Below are 21,977 nucleotides of genomic sequence, written 5' to 3'. Positions count from 1 at the left end.
TAACCTGTTGGGTACAATTATTAAAAACTAATCACACCCAACTGGCTCCTAATAATTTAAAATCAATTCTTTAATAAGACTTCTTACTTTTGGTTCTGCATTTTTTGCCGCTTCTAATACTTCATCATGTGAAATCGTTCCAATACTTTCCTCATTCCCCATATCGGTAATTACTGAAATACCAAATGTTTCCAAATCCATATGACGTGCCACAATCACTTCGGGAACGGTTGACATTCCTACACAATCTGCACCCAGAATTTTTACCATTTTGTATTCGGCCAAGGTTTCAAAAGTTGGACCTTGTAAACCCAGATAAATTCCTTCATGAACCTCAATATTTAATTCTTGAGCCAATTCAGTGGCTTTCGCAATCATTTTTCTCGAATACGGTTCACTCATATTTACAAAACGAGGTCCAAAACGTTCGTCGTTTTTTCCACGCAAAGGATGTTCTGGTGTCATATTGATATGATCCGTAATCATAACAATAGAACCTACTTTATAACTTGGATTAACACCACCAGAAGCATTTGAAACTACCAGTTTCTCCACGCCCAAAAATTTCATAACTCGCACCGGAAAAGTGACTTCTGTCATCGAATAGCCTTCGTAGAAATGAAATCTTCCCTGCATGGCAACGACTTTCTTATCTCCTATTGTTCCAAAAACTAATGCACCTTTATGACCTTGCACCGTAGACACTGGGAAATTTGGAATTTCATTATACGGCATCGTAAATTCTACTTTTATTTCGTCCGTAAAACTCCCTAATCCTGAACCTAAAATCACACCGTATTCTGGAGTAAAATCAACTTTTCCCTTAATATAACTAACTGTTTCTTGTACTTGTTCCCACATAATCTTTAATTGTTTTATCAAAATTTTCACTTCCTGAAACGAAAGAACTTTGTATTGGCAGATAGAAAAGTTGTTCACTTGGTAAACTTCCCTTTAAACGTACGTAATCTTTTTCGGTAGTGATAATAATGTTGTTTTGAGCTAAATTTTTAATTTCTAAAATGTCTTTATCGGTAAAATTATGATGGTCTGGAAAAGACAAACAAACATCATTGGTCTCTTGTAAATAGGCAAAAAACGGTTCCGGTTTCGCAATTCCAGCTACCAGTAATTTAGCAGTCGATTGAATTTCATTTACATTTATTTTTCGGTTTTCCCCGTAAATAAATTTTTCATAAGCTATAAAAGTAAAGTACAATTCCTGATTTACACCAACTTTTAACCTCTTTTTAATCATATTTTGTTCTTCAGGCGCGAGATTAAAAGGACATTTGGTTACAATAATCACATTTGCTCTGTCTGCTCCACTCCTGCTTTCGCGTAAATTTCCAGTTGGCAACATCCAATCATCCGAATACAAATCACCATAAGAAGTCAATAAAATATAAAAACCCGCTTTTACTTTTCGATGTTGAAAAGCGTCATCAAGCAAGATAATTTCTGGTTTTTCTTTTTGCGAAAGCAATTGTTCAATTCCGTTTTTTCTGTCGACATCAACCGCCACTTGTATCGATGGGAATTTCTGAAAAAACTGAAAAGGCTCGTCTCCAAGAAGGGCAGCATTTGAATTGGCATCAGCCAAAATAAAACCTTCAGATTGTCTTTTATATCCACGGCTTAACGTGGCAATTTTATATTTATCCGAAAGTAATCGTATCAGATATTCAATTTGGGGAGTTTTTCCGGTTCCGCCAACGCTAAGATTTCCGACAGCAATAACAGGCAAATCAAAAGAGTACGATTTTAAAATCCCTTTATCGAAAAGAAAATTCCGAATACTCGTTATCAGACCATATAAAATGGCAAACGGGAATAGCAATTTTCGAAGTAAATTCATTTTACGAAAGTAGAATAAATTATCTTTGATTTAAAATTTTGTTTCTTTTGTTTAATGTTTAAAGTTCATCAACCTTAAACTTTAAACCTCAGACTTAAAACTAAAAAAAAACATGATAATCAAAGAAATAATTTCCGTACTCGAAGAAATGGCACCACTTGCCTATGCTGAAGATTTTGACAATGTCGGATTATTGGTTGGAAACCAAGATGTGGAAGCCACTGGAATTTTGGTTTGCCATGATGCTTTAGAAAATATAATTGACGAAGCAATTGCAAAAAATTGTAATATGGTGGTTTGTTTTCATCCGATATTATTTTCTGGTTTGAAAAAAATTACGGGAAAAAACTACGTGGAACGCGCAGTTATTAAAGCCATAAAAAATGACATTGCAATTTACGCCGTTCACACCGCTTTAGACAATCATCAAGCAGGCGTAAATAAAATATTTTGTGATGCATTAGGATTGATAAATACTAAAATCCTTATTCCGAAGCAAAATTTCATTCGAAAATTAGTGACTTTTACCATTCCTGAAAACGCGGAAGAGGTTCGAAATGCACTATTTGATGCTGGCGCGGGCACCATTGGCAACTATGAAAATTGCAGTTTTAATTCTAAAGGAATTGGAACTTATATGGGCAATGAGCACAGCAATCCACAGGTTGGAGAGCGATTTGAGTTTGTGCAAGGAGATGAAATCAAAATCGAAGTCACTTTCGAAAAACATTTGGAAAACAGAATCCTGAAAGCATTATTCAAAAGCCACGCATACGAAGAAGTGGCGTATGAAATTTATGAGTTGCAAAACCAACATCAAAATATTGGTTTGGGTATGATTGGCGAATTGAAAAATCCTATGAATGAAAAAGAATTTCTGCTTTTTGCTAAAGAAAAAATGCAATGTGGTGGAATTCGCCATTCGACCTTTATTGGAAAAGAAATTAAAAAAGTAGCCGTTCTTGGCGGAGCCGGAAGTTTTGCTATAAAAAATGCGATTCAGGCTGGAGCTGATGCTTATTTGACTGCAGATTTAAAATATCATCAGTTTTATGAAGCCGAAAACAAGTTGCTTTTGGCCGATATTGGACATTTTGAGAGTGAACGTTATACAAAAAATTATATTGTTGAGTATCTTCGGAAAAAAATCCTTAATTTTGCAGTTATTTTATCAGAAGAAAATTCAAATCCAGTTAAGTACTTATAGAATATGGCGAATACGAAAGAATTAAGTGTTGAGGACAAGTTAAGAGCAATTTACGATTTACAACTTATTGACTCTAGAATTGACGAAATCAGAAACGTAAGAGGAGAACTTCCTTTAGAAGTAGAAGATTTAGAAGATGAAGTGGCTGGTTTAAGCACACGTTCAGAAAAATTGAAAGGAGAACTTGAAGTTATCGAGGATCTAATCAAATCAAAAAAGAATGCAATTGATGAGCACAAAGAAGCTATCAAAAAATATACTAAGCAACAAGAAACTGTTCGTAATAACAGAGAGTTTAACTCGTTGACTAAAGAGGTTGAATTTCAAGAATTAGAAATTCAATTGTCTGAAAAACAAATTAAAGAAATGAAAGCTTCTATCGAACACAAGAAAGAAGTAATTTCAAGCTCTAAAGAAAGATTAGAAGCAAAATCGAATCACTTAAAGCATAAAAAATCTGAGTTAGATGCTATCATGGCTGAAACCGCTAAAGAAGAAGCATTCCTATCTGAAAAATCAGCGGAGTATCAAGCTTTAATTGAAGAAAGATTATTGAAAGCTTACACAAGAATCAGAAGTAGCGTTCGTAATGGTTTAGCTGTAGTTTCTATCGAAAGAGGAGCATCTGCAGGATCATTTTTTACGATTCCACCACAGACACAAGTAGAAATTGCTTCTAGAAAAAAAATTATTACTGATGAACATTCAGGAAGAATATTAGTCGACAGTGTATTAGCTGACGAAGAAAAAGAGAAAATGGAACAGTTGTTTTCTAAATTCTAATTACATTTAAGTCCCGATACACATCGGGACTTTTTTTTATGAAAAAAATAGTATTTTTTATATTCACTAAATCCATTGGATTATACATTAACCTTTTGAGTTTTGTATTTCCAAAAAAAGCCTCGCAACTGGCGTATGGTTTTTTTAGTGAACCCCGGGAAGGAAAATTATCTAAAAATAAACTTCCGGACGTCCTACAAGAAGCGCAGTCCGAAAAGTTCCAACTTCAAGAAGATTCCTTTCATACGTATACTTGGAAAGGAAATGACACTGTAATATTATTAGTTCACGGCTGGGAAAGCAACGCTTCTCGTTGGGAAAATTTACTTCCGTATCTTAAAAAATCAGGAAGCACCATTATTGCAATTGACGGTCCAGCTCATGGATTGTCTAGCGGAAAAGAGTTCAACATTCCCCAATATGCTGAATTTATTCATGTTGCTGTACAAAAATTCAAACCTCAATACCTGATAGGTCATTCCATTGGTGGAAAAACGTGTTTGTATTACCAATCTGTTTATCAAAATGACTCGCTAAAAAAAATGGTAATTCTGGGTTCTCCAAGTGATTTCAATATTATATTAAACAATTATATTACATTATTGAGCTTGAATTCTAAGATTTCAAAATCTTTAGAAGATCATTATTTAAACCATTTCAAACTCAGTCTGGAACATTTTTCAGGAAAATTATTCGCCTCAAAACTGAATATCAAAGGACTAATAGCACATGATGTTGACGACACGGTAGTTTTATTCGAAGAAGGAAAGAAAATTGCAGGTGCATGGGAAAATGCTATTTTCATTGAAACCAAAGGCTTAGGACACAGTATGCATGACGATGAATTGTATGAAAAAGTATCCAATTTTTTATTTCAAGCAGACAACTAAAATCAAATTGAAGTGAAATCTTTTACAGATTTCTAAATTTTTCAAATAAACAATTTACCACATAAACGATTAAACAATTTAGTACTACTTTTGCAGTATGGAAGAAAATCTAAAACGCCTCAATAAATTCATAGGAGAAACTGGGTATTGCTCCCGCCGCGAAGCAGATAAAATCATTGAAGAAGGTCGTGTAACCATCAATGGAGTTGTTCCGGAATTGGGAACAAAAGTTTCACCGAATGACGAAGTGCGTATTGACGGTAAACTAATCCGTGAGAAAAATGAGAAACCTGTTTATCTTGCTTTCTATAAACCTGTAGGAATCGAATGTACCACAAACCTTGATGTTCGTAATAATATTGTGGATTACATTAATTATCCGAAACGTATTTTTCCTATCGGACGATTGGACAAAGCCAGTGAAGGATTGATTTTTATGACTAATGACGGAGATATCGTCAATAAGATATTACGTGCCCGAAACAATCACGAAAAAGAATATACCGTTACCGTAAACAAACCCATCACCGATCGTTTTATTGAACGAATGGGAAATGGAGTTCCAATTTTAGACACCGTGACTCGAAAATGTAAAGTGGAACAAATTAGCAAATTCACTTTCAAAATTATCTTGACACAAGGTTTAAACCGTCAGATTCGTAGAATGACTGAGTATTTAGGCTATGATGTTACAGCACTAAAACGAATCAGAATTATCAATATTTCACTTGATGTTCCTGTAGGTCGTTACCGTGATTTGACTGATGCAGAAATTAAAGAATTAAACGAATTGATTGAACCTTCGAGCAAAACAGAAGAAGCCAGTTTACCGAAAGCAGATCCTGCTAAAAGAAGAACCGAATTCATAAAAAAAGACGATCCCCGATTTAAGAAAAGAGGCGACTATTAAAAAATACAAATCCCATTCAGAAACGAATGGGATTTTGCTTTTATTTACTCGGTAAAAATTCATAATACAAAGCTTTTGATAAAAAGGTCCTTGATTGCATTCGACTAATTTCCTTCTCTCTTGAAATTTCAAGGTATTGACCCTCTAACTTATTTTGTAAAAAATAGTCTCTACGCACTTCATCATTGAAGTTTAATCCGGATAAAAAGGTAGATTCAACTCCTTTATTTACAGCAATATTATAATTGGTAATCAGATTTCCCCAGTTGACAAAACTACATAGTAGAATCGTTCCATAAAAATACCAAATCATTTGATTAAAAAGAAAAGCATTCGTTTTTTGCTTGGTGATTTTTATAAAAGAAATAACCAATCCAATAATTGATAAAATCAAGAAAGCATAAACACCTAACCTTTTATAAGTCAATCCGAAAAAAGAAACATATTCTGAGTTTTTAATAATTGTACTAAGGATTAAAACTCCGTTTAAGAAAATCCAAATCTTGGCTAACTTTTTAAGGTTTTTAGCTTTTTTATCAAAATTAAATCCTCCTTTAAAATAGAATAAAATAACACCAACAGCCATTATAATTGAAAAAATAACGGCAGTTACTCTTTCATGTGTATCAGAACTTAAGTTAGATTTTTTTACAACCTCAAAAAACTGTTCGTAATTATAAGTCGCAATGAAAACCAAAAGAAGCACATTCAAAAGAAATAATGTAATCTCTCCACTTCTTCTTTCAAAATCAATATCCAGAAATGAAAATGAATTTAGATTTTGAATTTTAGCATCTTCCTTAAAATCATTATCCAGTAAATTATTCTTTTCATGACAAACCTCAGGAATCCAATAATTCCAGAAAGTGAAAGAAATGAAAAATCCTAAAGCGGTCAGTACAAATGCTTGCCACGCATCAATATCTAAATAATAACCGGTAAACAGAGAGGAAAAATGATCGCTTCCAAAAGAATATACGATTATAAACAAGCCTAGAAATAGCGCTGGTATAACAAAATAAGCAATCAGTTTTTTAGCAAAACCGCTGTTGACTTTTCTCTTAGGAAGATATTGACTAAACATCAATATACGGCCTATCGAAGCGATACCGTTCATTAATACTAAAGGAAGAGCTTGTAACAATTTAAGTTTTGGTTCCTGGGTTTTGAATTGTAAAAAGATAATCGACAAAACCATGGCAAAAAAAGATGGAAAATCTCCGTACCAAGCAAATGCAAAGCATGACAGAACCGATGTAACCACTAAAATCAGATGTGCCCTACTTGTAATTTTCTCTTGAAAGAAATAACATATTAAGGCGGTTTGCATCATCCCGAAAATGGCCCAATTGAGACCCAAATCTTCGTTGTAAAAAAGCAGGGTAAAAACCAAACTGCTGACTAAAATAAAATGTAATTTTTTCATAATTATAAATTTAAAAGTACTTTGCATTTCAAAGTTTAAAGTTAAAAAAAAGGAGTTATTTAGATTTGATTAATTTTTCAAGACTATTTAAGTGGGAAACAAAAGCAGATCTACCCATATTGGTAACGCGATACGATGTTTTTGGTTTTTTACCAACAAATTCTTTTTTAACTTCAATGTATCCCGATTTTTCCAATGCGGAAGAATGACTGGCTAAGTTACCATCAGTGATATTCAATAAAGATTTCATTTCGGTAAAATCAATCCAGTCGTTTACCATCAGAACAGACATAATGCCTAATCTAACCCGACTTTCGAAATCTTTATTTAATTTGTCAATGATTCCCATTTCTATTTGTATTTTTTGAATACAATTATTCCGTACAGGATGTGCAAAATTCCAAATCCAATTGCCCAAAAAACGAGTCCGAACCCAAGATAAAAAAGGGAAATACATCCTAAAATAATCTCACATGCACCCAAATATCTAATATCCGAAAAAGTATATTTCCCCGCATTAATAAGTGCTAAACCATAAAACAATAAAGTAACAGGAGCAATCAGAGCGAATAACTGGTGGTACAAGAGCGCCATGCAAAACACGCCTCCAACAAATAAAGGAATCGCTAGATTCAGTAACATTTTTTTAGTCGTATTAGTCCAAACAGGTAAATTAAACTTTTTACTTTTTCTTAAAGTAAAGAATATACCTGATCCTAATGCTAAGAACAAAATTGCGCAAGCAATGAATACTAATTCGATTATTAAATCATAGCTATACATCTTTTGCCTGCCATCAAAATATTCAATACCATTATTTTTAAATAATTGATACGCATAAATTGACCCGGCTAATGCAAATAACCCCGCAAAAACTCCTGAAAGGCCACTTAACGAAATAAATCTGGAAGAGCGCTCCATCATGGAACGAATATGTGATAAATCTTCTTGAAGTTTTTGACTCATAAATAAAGTACTTTGAATTACAAAGTTATATATAATTTTTAGATTTCAAAACAGAAAGGGAATTATTTTAATAAATATTATTTATCAAAAGTTTAAAGTATCAAAACCATCTTTTTCTTTTAAACAAAAACACGCCAAAAGCAGATAACAAAACTGATACGGAAATAACAATCCATATTCCATAGCGATTATCTTCTAAATCATTAGGCACATTCATTCCATACAAACTGGCAATCAATGTTGGAATCATCAATATAATCGAAATCGAAGTCATCTGCTTCATGATCGTATTCATATTATTAGAAATCACAGAAGCATACGCATCCATGGTTCCCGTTAAGATGTCACTGTAAATATTTGTAGTTTCTTGTGCCTGACGCAATTCAATTTCAACATCTTCCAATAAATCCAAATCAAAATGTTCTTTTTGGGATTTTATATTCTTGATTCTGTGCAACAAAATATCGTTTCCCTTCAAGGAAGTCATGAAGAATACCAAACATTTTTCTATTTGAAGCAACGCCTGTAATTCCTCATTTTTAATTGACTTTTCTAAATTGTCTTCGGCTAATTTTATTTTTTGGTTGACCTGCTTTAAGTATTTCAAAAACCAAACACTGGACGACAATAATAACTTCAACACTAAATCGAAGTTGTCTTTAATGTTGATATTCTTGCGTTTGGTATAAGTAACGAAATCCGTAAGCATTTCCGTTTTATGAAAACTAATGGTAATACAAACTTCGCCTTTAAAAACAACTCCAACAGGTATCGTATGAAAAGGTAACTTCACATCGTTACTCTTCACAGGAATTCGCATGATAATCAAAGTCCAACCATTTTCAATTTCTATCCTTGGTCTTTCGTCAATATCTTCAATGTCGTTATAAAATGCTTCGGGAATTTGTAATTCTTCGAGTAAATATTTTTTTTCTGCTTCGGTAGGACATTCAATATTTATCCAGCAGTTTGGAGTCCAATCAGCAGTGGCAATTAATCCGTTATTGTTTTTGTAAAAAGCTCTCATTTCAAAATTCTATAGGTTTATGTATAGCCTCTTGAAAATAGTTCAAGTGCTACATTAGTTCAACATTTCCGAATAATAATCGTCCATTACCATTTTTTTTAGTGGTGCAAAAGTATTCTTTAAATTTCGTTTTAGCATCAATTATCAGAATTTTAAACGTTTTTTAAGATAAAAAAAAGCCTTAAACGTATGTTTAAGGCTTTCAATAAAAACTATTTCCTCTTTATTTATTTCTTTTCATTTCCCTTGCCAAAAGCGTATTTTTCAACAACATCGCAATGGTCATAGGTCCTACTCCACCTGGAACAGGAGTAATAAACGATGATTTTTTACTCACCTGCTCAAAATCAACATCCCCGGTGATTACATATCCTTTTGGGTGTGAGGAATCTTCTACTCTGGTAATACCAACGTCAATTACTACCACTCCCTCTTTTACCATATCGGCTTTCAAATAATTCGGAACACCAAGAGCGGTGATAATAATATCAGCATTTTTAGTGTATTCTTCAATATTTTTGGTTCTACTATGAGTAAGTGTTACCGTTGAATCACCGGGATATCCTTTGCGACTCATCAAGATACTCATAGGACGACCCACAATATGACTTCGTCCAATAACTACGGTATGTTTACCAGCAGTTTCTACTTTATAACGTTCTAACAATTCCATTATTCCATAAGGAGTTGCGGGCAAAAAGGTTTCCATTTCCAAAGCCATTTTTCCGAAATTGGCTGGATGAAAACCATCCACATCTTTATCAGGATCAATAGCCATAAGAATTTTCTGCTCGTCTATGTGTTTGGGCAACGGCAATTGAACGATATAACCATCTAAATCACTATCTTCATTTAGTTCTTTGATTTTTGAAAGCAACTCTGTTTCAGTAATTGTTTCTGGCAATGCCACTAAAGTAGATTCAAAACCAATTTGCTGACAAGACCGCACTTTACTGCCAACATAAGTTAAGCTGGCTCCATTAGTACCAACAATAACGGCTGCTAAATGAGGAACTTTGTCCCCATTGTTTTTCATTTTTTGTACTTCTACAGCGATTTCACTTTTAATATCTTCCGCTGTTTTTTTTCCGTCTAGTAGTTGCATTGTTATTTAGTTTAATGTATTAAAGCAGAAAGTCCTAAAGCCATTACAACTTTAAGACTCTCTTTTTAAATTCTTTATTTCATTCCAGGCATTCCACCCGGCATTCCGCCTTTCATTCCGCCCATCATTTTCATTAGGTTTTTTCCACCTGGACCTTGCATCATTTTCATCATTTTGCTCATTTGATCAAACTGTTTCATCAGCTGATTTACTTGCTCGATTTTTGTCCCTGAACCTTTAGCAATTCTTGCTTTTCTTTTTACATCAATCAAAGCTGGTTTGCTTCTTTCAATTGGAGTCATCGAGTGTATAATAGCTTCAATATGCTTGAATGCATCGTCTTCAATCTCAACATCTTTCATGGCTTTTGAAGCACCTGGAATCATCCCAACCAAGTCTTTCATATTACCCATTTTCTTTACTTGTTGAATTTGAGAAAGAAAATCATCAAAACCAAATTCATTCTTAGCAATTTTCTTTTGGATTTTTCTTGCCTCTTCTTCATCAAATTGCTCCTGAGCTCTTTCCACAAGGGAAACAACGTCACCCATTCCTAAGATTCGCTCAGCCATACGTACAGGATAGAAAACATCAATAGCTTCCATTTTCTCTCCAGTACCTACAAACTTAATAGGCTTATTTACAACTGTTTTAATAGACAAAGCAGCTCCACCACGGGTATCACCATCTAATTTTGTTAAGATAACACCATCAAAATTCAATCTGTCGTTGAATGCTTTTGCTGTATTTACGGCGTCTTGACCTGTCATAGCATCTACAACAAACAAGGTTTCTTGTGGTTGTATTGCTTTATGAACGCGTTCTATTTCGTTCATCATTTCTTCATCCACAGCCAAACGACCAGCGGTATCCACAATGACAACATTAAACCCATTTGCTTTAGCATGTTTGATTGCGTTTTGAGCAATTTCAACTGGATTTTTATTTTCTGGTTCTGAATATACCTCAACACCAATAGAATCTCCAACAACGTACAATTGCTGAATCGCTGCTGGACGGTAAATATCACAGGCAACCAATAGTGGTTTTTTGTTTTTCTTAGTTAAAAGATAATTAGCTAATTTTCCAGAGAAAGTAGTTTTTCCCGAACCTTGTAATCCAGACATCAAAATAACAGATGGATTACCTGATAAATTAATTCCGGCTACATCGCCACCCATTAATTCAGTCAATTCATCTTTGACCAACTTAACTAATAATTGCCCTGGTTGAAGCGTTGTTAAAACGTCCTGACCTATTGCTTTTTCTTTAACTTTGGTAGTAAAATCTTTGGCAATTTTAAAGTTAACATCGGCGTCAAGTAAAGCACGTCGAACTTCTTTTAAAGTATCTGCTACGTTTACTTCAGTTATTTTTCCGTGACCTTTTAATATATGGAAGGCTTTATCTAGTTTTTCGCTTAAATTATCGAACATAATTCTTTTTCTCTTTAATTAAGCTGTAAAATTAATGATTTGGTATTGAAGTTGAAAAGGTATTAGTAATAAAAAAAGGAATGTTTTTAAAATTATCTGAATAAAACAAAAAGAGACTGAAATAATCAGCCTCTTTAATTCAAAAAAAATAAAAAAATCAACTAAAAATGAATTCAAGGTAAACAGTTTTACCTCTAGAAAGAGGTTGAACTGTTGTTTTGATAAACGAATTTAAAAGTATAAAATCGGGATAAAGAAGTTCCATCAGGAGATGAAGGTGCATCTTTGTAATAACTCAAAATCTCAAATTTAGCATATTTACCATCGTGTGTTTTTACCACGTATACTTTACCTGCTTTGGCAGAAATAATATGCGATGTAGCATTATAATCATACCATGAATTAATTCCAGAAGTAGGAAAGGAATAGATTTTATCACCATCTTGAACAAATGTATTTGCTGCTGGAATAGCTGTAATACTGCTCAATGACCCCGTTACAATACTTACAGCTGCAACACCTTTTCTAGATGGTTCTTCGTTAAGACCAATCAATGAGCCTCCATTAACAATTATTTTTGTCCCTCTAAAAGCGATATCCCAAACATCATTTGTAACAACTGCATTTTGAGAAAAACTAAACTTTGTAAACGGTCCTCCTTCTGGTTGTCCTTGACCACCTGTTTGAGGAGCTGGTAAATTTGAAACTGTTTTTGTTTCAAGGGCTACTACTTTTTGTGGAGTATCATCCTTATCACATGAAATAAAGGTTGCAAAAATTGCCACAACTGCGATTGTAAAAAAAGAGGTTGAAAATGTGTTTTTCATAATAAAAATATTAAAAAGTGTTAAAAATTAAATTGTAATCTTGTAAAAAATAAACGCCCCGAAAGTGTGCTAATTTCTTGTGGATTTGTAAAATCAAAAAGATTGTTGACACCTGCTTGTATAGTAAACTTTTTTAGAATTTTTTTTGAAGCGGAAATATTGATCGTTGTGAAAGCATTTACAAAGTCATCGTATTTATCTAAAACTTGATTGTTATTAGAATCCCATAAACCATACTTACTTTTATAAAAAACTTGTAAATTGAAATCGGTTTTTATCTTTGGCATAGCAAAATAAAACTTTAAATTTGCCATATTTTTCGAACGATTGAATAACCCAAAATAATCGGATTTTTTAATTTGGAAAGATTCTAATGTTACAGGATCTCGGGCGTAAACTGTTCCTTTTTCAACAGCTTTGATAACAGACTCGTCTTTAGCAATTAAGTATTGGTAACCAATAGAAACATTAAATTGCTTCGAATAAGTATAAGTTGAATTGAATTCAAGACCATAGGTGAAAATTTGGTCAACATTAAAGTAACTAAATACGTTTTGTCCATTATTCTTTTGTGCGGCAACTCTTGTATCGATGAGCTTTGATATCGAATTGTAAAAAAAATTGGTCTCCACTTTTAATTTTTCCTTTTGATAAAAGCTACCCAAATTTAGATTTACGGAACTTTCTGGCTCTAATGGATTTTCAAAACTAATTCCAAGTATTCTGTTCAGCAACTGTCCCTGCTTTTCTAAAACATTTAATTGTGATTCTGCTACATTATATCCCAGCACGGTATATCCTACTGATGAATTTGTAAAATCAAAATACAATTGTCGAAAATCAGGCGCTTTAAAACCATAACCGATAGATGTTTTGAAAGATAAACTAGGATTTACTTTGTAATTTACGGCAAATTTAGGGCTCCATTGAGAGGCAAACTGGCTATTATTATCATACCGAATTCCTAGCAAAAAATTGACTCTGTCCGTCGGATTAAAATCCAATTGTGAAAAAATATATTGAGATTGAACGGCCACTTTTGTAGCAAAATAAGTTCTATCTAAAGATTCATGATTGAAACCTGCACCTGCAATAATTTTATTTTTTCTCCAATTAAATAAGGCTCTAACTTCTGGGCGATACAACCATTGATTGTAATAATTTTGTTCAAAAAGTATATTTTCTGGACCATTTAAAAAAGAATTATTTTTGTAATTTGTGGCATACAATTCATAGTCTACTTGTACATTAGCCCCCCATTTTTGTTCTAATTTTGAATGTAAATCCCATTCTATAATTGTCGTATTACCAGCATAATTAATGGCATTTATGATAGTTTTATATTCTTGCAATTGATTGTAAAAACGTGTCCCAAAGGTAAATTTTACATTTTTTGAAAAATCCCAAAACACTCTGGGTTGTATAGTGGTGTTTCGATAAGGCTCTACTGTTTTTAATTCCGTTTTTGGGTCTAAATCATAGCCATTTGAGGAGAAATAATTGGTAAAAAGTGTTGCCGAAATTTTTTCTTTTTTCCAATTCAAATTCAGATTTACATCATTTGTATTCCAACTAGCGTATCTAAAGGATCCATTTCCCGAAGTATTATTTCGCGTTGGCTTTTTAGTTATGATGTTAATTACACCCGCTAAAGCTTCAGAACCATATAAAGACGAAGAAGCTCCTTTTACAATTTCTATTCGATCAATATTTCCCACACTTATTCGAGACAAATCAAATGTTCCTGCACTCCTTCCTACAAGAGGAACCCCATCCATTAAAATTAAAATATATGCTGCATCAAGACCTTGCATTTGTAATCCTTCCACTCCTCCAAAATCTGATGTAAGATGAAGTCCTGTTTGTTGTGCTAAAATTTCATCTAATCGTGTCACGCCGGCCTTTTCTATAGTAGCCGCAGATATAATATGTGTAGGAAGTGGCAAAGTAGCAATCAATCTTTTTGTTCGTGTTGCTGTTACAACAACTTCATCTAAATGTTCCTGTTTTAAAGAATCAATAGACTGTTGACCTTGAGAGTAACAAGCTAATGACAGTAAAGGAAAGCCTATTTTTAAAATTCTATTTAGAAGCATTCTTAATAATTTTCAGCAAATGTAAATATTATTTTTATTTATTCTAAATAAATATAGTATTTTTGGCGAAATTATTTATTCATTAAAAAGTATTTATATGAGATCAAAAATTTTCATTACCTCCATTGCATTAACTACAAGCTTATTAAGCAACAGTCAAACAAATGCTAGACAAAATGACATCGCAGCCATCAAGTCTATGTGCGGTTGCTATGAAGTTCAATTCAACTTTGCTGAAACTTTTAGTTATCCCAAAGATTCATTAACCTATAAACCTTCTGAAACAAAACATGAAAAAGCATTAGAATGGGTTCAGCTTATTGAAGACACATCTAATAAAATAAGCATGCAACATTTATTAATAGTAGGTCCTAATGAAAATGACATTGTAAAACACTGGAGACAAGACTGGCTATTTGAAAACACCAATTTTCTTAACTTTCAAAAAGATTTGACTTGGAAACACAGCGCAACACCTGCAAAAAATGTAAAAGGACAATGGACACAAAAAGTATATCAGGTAGACGACAGTCCGAGGTATGAAGGCTCATCCAGTTGGGTTCATGTTGATAGAAGTCACTATTGGAAAAATACCACAGACGCACCTTTACCAAGAAGAGAGCATACAAAAAGAGATGACTACAATGTATTAAAAAGAAGAAACATACATGAAATAACGGCAACGGGCTGGGTTCATGAACAAGATAACGACAAATTGATTCGGAATTTAAATCAAAAAGATATTTTATTGGCTCAAGAAAAAGGTTTTGATGTCTATACTAAAGTTCCTGATGCTAACTGTAAAGTGGCCCAAAACTGGTGGAAGAAAAACGAGGACATCTGGCTCAAAATAAGAAATAAATGGAATAGCGTTTATGCATCAAAAAAAGACATCAACTTGCACAAAAAAGTAGAAAAGAAGTCTCTATTTTCTCTTCTATTTGACCTAAAACCTACTGCAAGTCAAGCAGAAATTGATGCTATCATAGATTCCTTTGTAATTAAATCTTAAAAAAAATATAATGCATAGTGTACGTTATATTTAGGTTTGCAAAAACTTTTTAAAAAATTGGCTTTCGCCAAAAAAAATTCCGAATCTTAACTGATTCGGAATTTTTTTTGATCTAAAGTTTTAAATTTACATTCTGTCAGGAACATTAATTCCCAGTAACTTAAATGATGAAGCAATAACCTCGGCTACTTTTTTGGACAGTTGTACTCTGAATTTTTTCTTTTCTAAATCTTCTTCCCCTAAAATAGGAACGGCTTGGTAAAACGAATTGTACTCTCTTACCAAATCATAGGTGAAATTTGCCAAAAGCGCCGGACTATGATGCTGGGCTGCATTTTGAATTACTTCAGGAAACAACTCTAATTGCTTTACGAGTTCTTTCTCTTTTTCATGAAGTTGAGTCATATTTGATTTATTCGAAAAGTCAAAATTGGCTTTACGAATAATCGATTGAATTCTGGCGTACGTATATTGAATAAACGGCCCTGTATTTCCAGCAAAATCTACCGATTCTTCTGGGTTAAAAAGGATTCGTTTTTTAGGATCTACTTTAAGAATATAGTATTTCAACGCCCCTAAACCTATCGTGTTATATAATTTTGCTTTTTCTTCTGGAGAATAGGAGTCTAATTTCCCTAAATCTTCAGCAATCTTTTGTGCTGTATCTGCCATTTCTTGCATCAAATCATCCGCATCTACAACCGTTCCTTCACGGCTTTTCATTTTTCCGGAAGGTAAATCTACCATTCCATAAGACAAATGAAATAGATTTTTAGACCAGTCAAAACCTAATTTTTTCAAGATAAGGAACAACACTTTAAAGTGATAATCCTGTTCATTTCCTACCGTATAAACCATTCCGCCTACATCTGGATAATCTTTCACACGCTGAATCGCCGTTCCAATATCTTGCGTCATGTAAACCGCAGTACCGTCTGAACGCAATACAATTTTACGGTCTAAACCTTCATCTGTTAAATCAATCCAAACCGAACCGTCAGGATCTTTTTCGAAAACGCCTCTGTCCAAACCTATCTGAACGACATCTTTCCCCAATAAATAGGTATTACTTTCGTAATAAAAGCAATCGAAATTTACTCCTAAATTTTTATAGGTTGTAGCAAAACCATCATAAACCCATTGATTCATGGTTTTCCAAAGCGTGATTACCGCATCATCTCCAGCTTCCCATTTCAGCAACATTTCCTGTGCTTCAAGAATAATTGGCGCTTGTTTTTTTGCTTCTTCTTCTGTTTTACCAGCGCTCATTAATTGCGCTATTTCTTCTTTATACGCTTTATCAAAAGCAACGTAATAATTTCCAACTAATTTATCTCCTTTTAAACCTGTTGATTCCGGCGTTTGTCCGTTTCCGAATTTTTGCCAAGCCAACATCGATTTACAAATATGGATTCCTCGATCATTAATGATTTGAGTTTTATACACTTTCTTGCCCGAAGCTTTGATGATTTCCGCTACGGCATATCCCAAAAGGTTATTACGTACGTGACCTAAATGCAGAGGTTTATTCGTATTTGGTGAAGAATATTCCACCATAACCGCTTTATCTTCTGGTGAAGGTGTTACAAAACCAAATTTAACATTGTCTTTTATTTTTCCGAAGAAATCCAAATAATACTCATCTGAAATAACAATATTCAAAAATCCGGAAACTACATTAAACCGACTTACCTCAGCCAAATTTTCAACTAAAAAGTTCCCTATTTTATTTCCCAATTCTACTGGATTACTTTTAACAACTTTCAACAAGGGAAAAATAACCATTGTAATATCTCCTTCAAATTCCTTCCGTGTAGTTTGAAATTCAACTTTATCAATCGTAACGTCGAATAAAACTTTTACAGCTTTTTCAATAGAGGGCGTAAGAATTTGTGGTAATGTCATTTCGTGTATTGGTTTTAAGGGTGCAAAGATAGTCATATTGCAGTAATTTGAAAATTGGAAAACAAGATAATTTGCATCTAAAAATGAAGCTTTTAACCTAGTATAAGATATAAATACATATTTTTTTCAAAAATCGATGTAACAAAATCCATCTTTAGAGGTCTATTAAGTAAATTTTACAATTTCGTATTTGTTAAAAAATGTTAAATATTATTAAAAAAGGTATTATGTTTAACATAGTATTATATAAAAGAATACATTTGTATCATCAATCATTTAAATCAAATCAATCATGAAACTTAAATTAATTTTAATCTGCTTTATTGGAACGTTGTTTTCGATGCAGTCACAAACTTCGGTCAAACCATTAATTCTGGAAAACTCCGGAATTATCTCTGGAAAAATCACTGACAAAAAGACTAACGAACCTTTAGCCTACGTAAATATTGTGGTAAAGGAAAACAATAAAGTCATTACTGGTGACATCACATCTGACAAAGGAACTTTTCAAATAAAAAATTTAGCCTTAAAAGATTACGTTGTTGAAATTCAATTTATAGGTTATAAAACCATTACAAAAGCAATTTCATTGACAAACGAAGCAAAAAACGCAAATCTGAACACGATTACTATCGAAGAAGATGCCATTCAATTAAAAGGCGTAAATATAATTGCTGAACGCTCTACTATTGAACAAAAAATTGACAGAAAAGTAATCAATGTAGGTAAAGATTTGACTACCGCTGGCGCAACCGCATCCGAAATCATGAATAATATTCCTTCTGTAAATATAGATCAGGACGGAAAATTATCTTTGCGCGGAAACGAAAACGTACGCGTTTTAGTAGATGGACGTCCTAGCAATATTGAAGCTTCTCAGTTATTGAAACAAATCCCATCAACTTCCATTAAAAAAATTGAATTAATCACTAATCCAAGTGCCAAATACAATCCAGAAGGAATGTCTGGAATCATAAACATCGTTTTACATAAAAATGCTAATGACGGATTTAATGCTAGTGTTAATACGGGTCTAACTTTTGCACAAACACCAAAGATTAGCAACTCGATCAACATGAATTATAGAACCGGTAAAGTGAACTTTTTCTCCACTTATGGAAATAATTTTGGCAAAAGATTCAATGAAGGGCAAATTTCAAGACTTGACGACAACTCCAATCAAATGTTTGATATTGTGAATGACAACAAATCTCATTTGTTCAAAATTGGAATGGATTATTACATCAATGACAAAAACACTATTTCTGCCTACACGAATCAAAACATATTTGTTGGAGATGGTATCGTGGATGTGAACATTTTAAATCCTGATGCTTCACAAAATTTACTGCTAAATTCTAAATACTTTTCAGATAATACGGACGGTACTTACAATGTAGCTTTCAAACATTTAACAAAAAAAGAAGGAGAAACGCTTGATTTAGAAATAAATCACAGCATCTATTCTGAAAATCAAGATGCTAGTTTTCTAACTTCTTTCAACAACCCAAATATTCCCAGCAGTTCTTATACCGATAATCTTGGTGAGAAAAGAAATAATTCCACTATCAATTTAGACTATGTAAATCCGCTAAATGACAAGACTAATCTAGAATTGGGTGCTGAAAGCAGAATTGTACGAACCGAAAACAATTACATCACCAACAACAGTTCTTTATCAAATTCTGACTACACCTATGATTTAGATATTTATTCTGCTTATGCTACTTTTGGACAGAAATTCAAAAAAATAGGATACCAATTGGGTGCCCGTTTTGAAAGTTACAAGGTAAACGCAATGTTAAACGGCGCTACCGCTTACAAGGACGATTACTTCACGGTCTATCCTTCGGCTTCGATGACTTATTCTCCTACCGACAAAAATCAGTTTCAAATCAGTTTGAGCCGCCGTGTAGACAGACCTGGTTTAGACCAAACCAAACCTATTAGAGAATTCAGCACACCTAGAGTAACCTCCATTGGAAATCCTGAATTAGACCCACAATTCACCAATTCTATTGAATTAAATTATACTAAAACAATTGCTAAAGGAACATTTACCACAGGTCTTTTTGTACGAAGCATTCATAACGAAATTAACAGAATTCTATACCCAGATCCAGAAAATCAGGATCAACAAATTATGAGTTTTGATAACTTCGACAATAATACAGCTTATGGTTTTGAAGTATCTTTAAATTACAAAATCAATAGTTGGTGGGATATACAACCAGCAATAGATTTTTCTAGTATTAACCAAAAAGGATTGGTTTCTGTACTAAACACAAGCAGCAATTCATTTGATTTGGTTTCCAAAGAAGTTACAGCATCAGCTTTCAACGCTCGATTTAACAGTAATTTCAAAGCAACAAAAAGTCTTCGTTTCCTTTTATTCGGATTTTATCGTTCTGGAGTTGATGGGGTACAATTCAACGGTAAAGAAATGTATAAAATTGATGCCGGCGGACGTTATTCATTCCTAAAAGTCAAAGCCACCTTAAGCGTTCGTTTCAATGATATTTTTAATACCATGAAAGCCGGTTTTGATGGGCAAAATCCATATCCGCAAGTAGGTCAATTTTCTTGGGAAAGCCAATCCGTTTATCTTGGTTTCAACTACATCTTTGGCGCAGGAAAAAACAAAAGCTTGCAACGCAAACAAAGAGATAACAACACCAAACAAGATGGCGGAGGACTGTTTTAAACAAAAAATAAAATACCTCAATAAAAATTAGTTTTAATAGTTAGTTACCAAAAGAAAAACCCGGAGTATGCCACTCCGGGTTTTTCGATTTAAATAATTTTATATCTCTTACAAATTTGCTTTTATAGACTGGATTTCCTGTTGATTTGCTATTTCGCCTGAATCAGTTATAGCGGAGGAATGATAGAAAACAGCTTTCGTTTTTTCTTTTAATACTCCAATATTTGATGAACGCAAGCCACCGCCCGGCATGATTACAATTCGATTATTTGCTTTTTCAACTAATGTTGCCAATACATCAATACCGTCTACTACATTTGTTTCTTCCCCTGAAGTCAAAATGGTTTTAAAACCACATTCGATTAAAGATTCAAGCGCTTGAAACTTGTTTTTTATTCCATCAAAAGCACGATGAAACGTACACGGAAGTGGATTTGCCAAAGCTACTAATTCCGTATTTTGTTGTTCATTGATAGTTCCGTCTTCCTTCAAAATTCCAAAAACAAAACCATCAACCTGAAGTTTTTTGAATGCTAATATTTCTGATTTCATTTGCTCAAATTCAAAATCGGAATAGACGAAATTTCCACTACGAGGCCGAATCATAACATTCAAATCGATGGTGACTCTGTCCCGAACAATTTTGGTGAGTTCGAAATCTGGCGTAGTTCCGCCCTCTTTCATATTGGCACACAATTCTACTCTATCAGCACCATTATCTTGAGCTATAATAGCCGATTCAAGATTAAAACAGGCTATCTCTAGTTGAGCTTTTTTCATTTATTTTAAAAAATAATCGGCATCAATTAATCTGTTTCCAGTTGCATCATTGACTGCGTAATTAAAACCTCCTTGAATGCAATAAGATCCATATTCCCCTTTTTTATTCAAGGCGATAAAACCAACTTGAATGTCTTTCAGGTCTTTATTTCTATTCTTTGTTAATTTTACTATTCTGGCAACCGCTTCTTCACATGCTTTTTGTGGTGATTTCCCTTGGCGCATCAATTCGACAACCAAGTGACAACCCGAAATCCGAATTACTTCTTCTCCATGTCCTGTGGCTGTGGCGGCACCAATTTCATTATCAACATACAAACCAGCCCCAATAATAGGTGAATCTCCTAAACGTCCATGCATCTTAAAAGCCATTCCGCTGGTTGTACACGCACCAGAAAGATTTCCATCAGCATCCAACGCAATCATACCAATGGTATCGTGATTTTCGATATTGGCAATCGGTTTGTATTGGCTCGTTTTCAACCATTCTTTCCACTCTTTTTCGGATTCTTCAACCAGTAAATTTTCCTTCTTAAAACCTTGTGATAAGGCAAACTGCAAAGCACCTTCTCCCACTAACATTACATGAGGTGTTTTTTCCATCACTGCGCGAGCTACTGAGATAGGATGCTTAATATATTCCAGACAAGCCACCGAGCCAATATTTGCATTTTCGTCCATAATACAAGCGTCAAGTGTAACTCGCCCATCTCGATCCGGCCTTCCACCATAGCCAACGCTTCTTTCCGTTGGATCGCCTTCTGGAATTTTCACTCCAGCTTCAACAGCATCGAGAGCGCGTCCGTTATTTTTTAAAATTTCCCAAGCGGCAGCATTCGCTTCAATTCCAAATCGCCACGTAGAGAGCACAATGGGTTTCTTTACTTTTTTGGATAAAAAACCACTCTCCTCCTCCGGTTTCCCATTGAATGAATTTAATGCTACAGCAACTGAACCTATCGCCGCTGTTTTTATAAAATTTCTACGGTTATTCATATTTTTGATTTTATATTAATCCTACTTTGGTTTAAAAATAATTATATTT

19 protein-coding genes are annotated in these 21,977 nt (G+C 33.6%); 6 read left to right on the top strand and 13 right to left on the bottom strand.

Features of this window, described 5'->3' with window-relative positions; translation table 11 throughout:
* Window positions 1-48 precede the first annotated feature (48 nt).
* Window positions 49-861 (bottom strand): purine-nucleoside phosphorylase, encoded by an 813-nt coding sequence (locus ACXX80_RS09160; RefSeq protein WP_315208976.1) that lies wholly within the window; start codon window positions 859-861, stop codon window positions 49-51.
* Window positions 833-1,858 (bottom strand): tetraacyldisaccharide 4'-kinase, encoded by a 1,026-nt coding sequence (lpxK, locus tag ACXX80_RS09155; RefSeq protein WP_458552937.1) that lies wholly within the window; start codon window positions 1,856-1,858, stop codon window positions 833-835. The genes ACXX80_RS09160 and lpxK overlap by 29 nt, the downstream gene beginning before the upstream one ends.
* 112 nt (window positions 1,859-1,970) lie before the next feature.
* Between lpxK and ACXX80_RS09150 the strand changes: the two genes are divergently transcribed.
* The 4 genes from ACXX80_RS09150 to rluF all read left to right on the top strand — a co-directional run bounded on the left by ACXX80_RS09150 (window position 1,971) and on the right by rluF (window position 5,648).
* Window positions 1,971-3,065, top strand: a complete 1,095-nt coding sequence (locus ACXX80_RS09150) for a Nif3-like dinuclear metal center hexameric protein (RefSeq protein ID WP_458552936.1) — start codon at window positions 1,971-1,973, stop codon at window positions 3,063-3,065.
* A 3-nt stretch (window positions 3,066-3,068) separates the two neighbouring features.
* Window positions 3,069-3,848: a zinc ribbon domain-containing protein gene (locus ACXX80_RS09145; RefSeq protein ID WP_315208982.1), complete on the top strand. Its 780-nt coding sequence runs from the start codon at window positions 3,069-3,071 to the stop codon at window positions 3,846-3,848.
* A 38-nt stretch (window positions 3,849-3,886) separates the two neighbouring features.
* A complete protein-coding gene (locus tag ACXX80_RS09140) occupies window positions 3,887-4,738 on the top strand; it encodes an alpha/beta fold hydrolase (RefSeq protein WP_458552935.1) in 852 nt (283 codons plus the stop codon).
* Window positions 4,739-4,835: 97 nt separating this feature from the next.
* The gene (gene rluF, locus ACXX80_RS09135; protein ID WP_458552934.1) at window positions 4,836-5,648 is read left to right on the top strand and encodes a 23S rRNA pseudouridine(2604) synthase RluF; all 813 of its coding nucleotides are present in this window, start codon (window positions 4,836-4,838) and stop codon (window positions 5,646-5,648) included.
* 40 nt (window positions 5,649-5,688) lie between these two features.
* Here the strand turns inward: rluF and ACXX80_RS09130 are convergent, their stop codons facing one another.
* The 8 genes from ACXX80_RS09130 to ACXX80_RS09095 form a co-directional block, all read right to left on the bottom strand.
* Window positions 5,689-7,074, bottom strand: a complete 1,386-nt coding sequence (locus ACXX80_RS09130; protein ID WP_458552933.1) for a DUF4153 domain-containing protein — start codon at window positions 7,072-7,074, stop codon at window positions 5,689-5,691.
* 55 nt (window positions 7,075-7,129) lie between these two features.
* On the bottom strand, window positions 7,130-7,423 hold the full coding sequence (locus ACXX80_RS09125; protein WP_338647603.1) for a winged helix-turn-helix domain-containing protein: 294 nt from the start codon (window positions 7,421-7,423) through the stop codon (window positions 7,130-7,132).
* 2 nt (window positions 7,424-7,425) lie between these two features.
* Window positions 7,426-8,040, bottom strand: coding sequence for a hypothetical protein (locus ACXX80_RS09120; RefSeq protein ID WP_458552931.1), 615 nt, complete (start codon window positions 8,038-8,040; stop codon window positions 7,426-7,428).
* A gap of 100 nt (window positions 8,041-8,140) precedes the next feature.
* Window positions 8,141-9,067, bottom strand: coding sequence for a magnesium transporter CorA family protein (locus tag ACXX80_RS09115; RefSeq protein WP_113666428.1), 927 nt, complete (start codon window positions 9,065-9,067; stop codon window positions 8,141-8,143).
* A gap of 223 nt (window positions 9,068-9,290) precedes the next feature.
* Window positions 9,291-10,172: a bifunctional 5,10-methylenetetrahydrofolate dehydrogenase/5,10-methenyltetrahydrofolate cyclohydrolase gene (locus tag ACXX80_RS09110; RefSeq protein ID WP_458552930.1), complete on the bottom strand. Its 882-nt coding sequence runs from the start codon at window positions 10,170-10,172 to the stop codon at window positions 9,291-9,293.
* 74 nt (window positions 10,173-10,246) lie between these two features.
* The gene (ffh, locus tag ACXX80_RS09105) at window positions 10,247-11,608 is read right to left on the bottom strand and encodes a signal recognition particle protein (RefSeq protein ID WP_458552929.1); all 1,362 of its coding nucleotides are present in this window, start codon (window positions 11,606-11,608) and stop codon (window positions 10,247-10,249) included.
* Between the two features lie 194 nt (window positions 11,609-11,802).
* On the bottom strand, window positions 11,803-12,435 hold the full coding sequence (locus ACXX80_RS09100; RefSeq protein WP_458552927.1) for an HmuY family protein: 633 nt from the start codon (window positions 12,433-12,435) through the stop codon (window positions 11,803-11,805).
* Window positions 12,436-12,455: 20 nt separating this feature from the next.
* Window positions 12,456-14,531, bottom strand: coding sequence for a TonB-dependent receptor plug domain-containing protein (locus ACXX80_RS09095; RefSeq protein ID WP_458552925.1), 2,076 nt, complete (start codon window positions 14,529-14,531; stop codon window positions 12,456-12,458).
* A 97-nt stretch (window positions 14,532-14,628) separates the two neighbouring features.
* Here ACXX80_RS09095 and ACXX80_RS09090 point away from each other — a divergent pair, with 97 nt between their 5' ends.
* Window positions 14,629-15,543: a DUF6607 family protein gene (locus tag ACXX80_RS09090; RefSeq protein ID WP_458552924.1), complete on the top strand. Its 915-nt coding sequence runs from the start codon at window positions 14,629-14,631 to the stop codon at window positions 15,541-15,543.
* Between the two features lie 126 nt (window positions 15,544-15,669).
* Here ACXX80_RS09090 and argS read toward each other — a convergent pair whose 3' ends face one another.
* Complete coding sequence (gene argS / locus ACXX80_RS09085; protein ID WP_458554089.1) at window positions 15,670-17,448, bottom strand: arginine--tRNA ligase; 1,779 nt, start codon at window positions 17,446-17,448, stop codon at window positions 15,670-15,672.
* A 292-nt stretch (window positions 17,449-17,740) separates the two neighbouring features.
* Here argS and ACXX80_RS09080 point away from each other — a divergent pair, with 292 nt between their 5' ends.
* Complete coding sequence (locus ACXX80_RS09080; RefSeq protein WP_458552923.1) at window positions 17,741-20,152, top strand: TonB-dependent receptor; 2,412 nt, start codon at window positions 17,741-17,743, stop codon at window positions 20,150-20,152.
* A 108-nt stretch (window positions 20,153-20,260) separates the two neighbouring features.
* Here the strand turns inward: ACXX80_RS09080 and ACXX80_RS09075 are convergent, their stop codons facing one another.
* On the bottom strand, window positions 20,261-20,932 hold the full coding sequence (locus tag ACXX80_RS09075) for a copper homeostasis protein CutC (RefSeq protein ID WP_458552922.1): 672 nt from the start codon (window positions 20,930-20,932) through the stop codon (window positions 20,261-20,263).
* Window positions 20,933-21,928 carry an isoaspartyl peptidase/L-asparaginase family protein gene (locus ACXX80_RS09070; RefSeq protein ID WP_458552921.1) on the bottom strand — a complete coding sequence of 332 codons (996 nt, stop codon included), beginning with the start codon at window positions 21,926-21,928 and terminating at the stop codon, window positions 20,933-20,935.
* Window positions 21,929-21,977: the final 49 nt, after the last annotated feature.

The sequence above is a fragment of the Flavobacterium sp. GNP002 genome, assembly GCF_054343795.1.
This window is presented reverse-complemented; position numbering and strand designations above follow the sequence as displayed.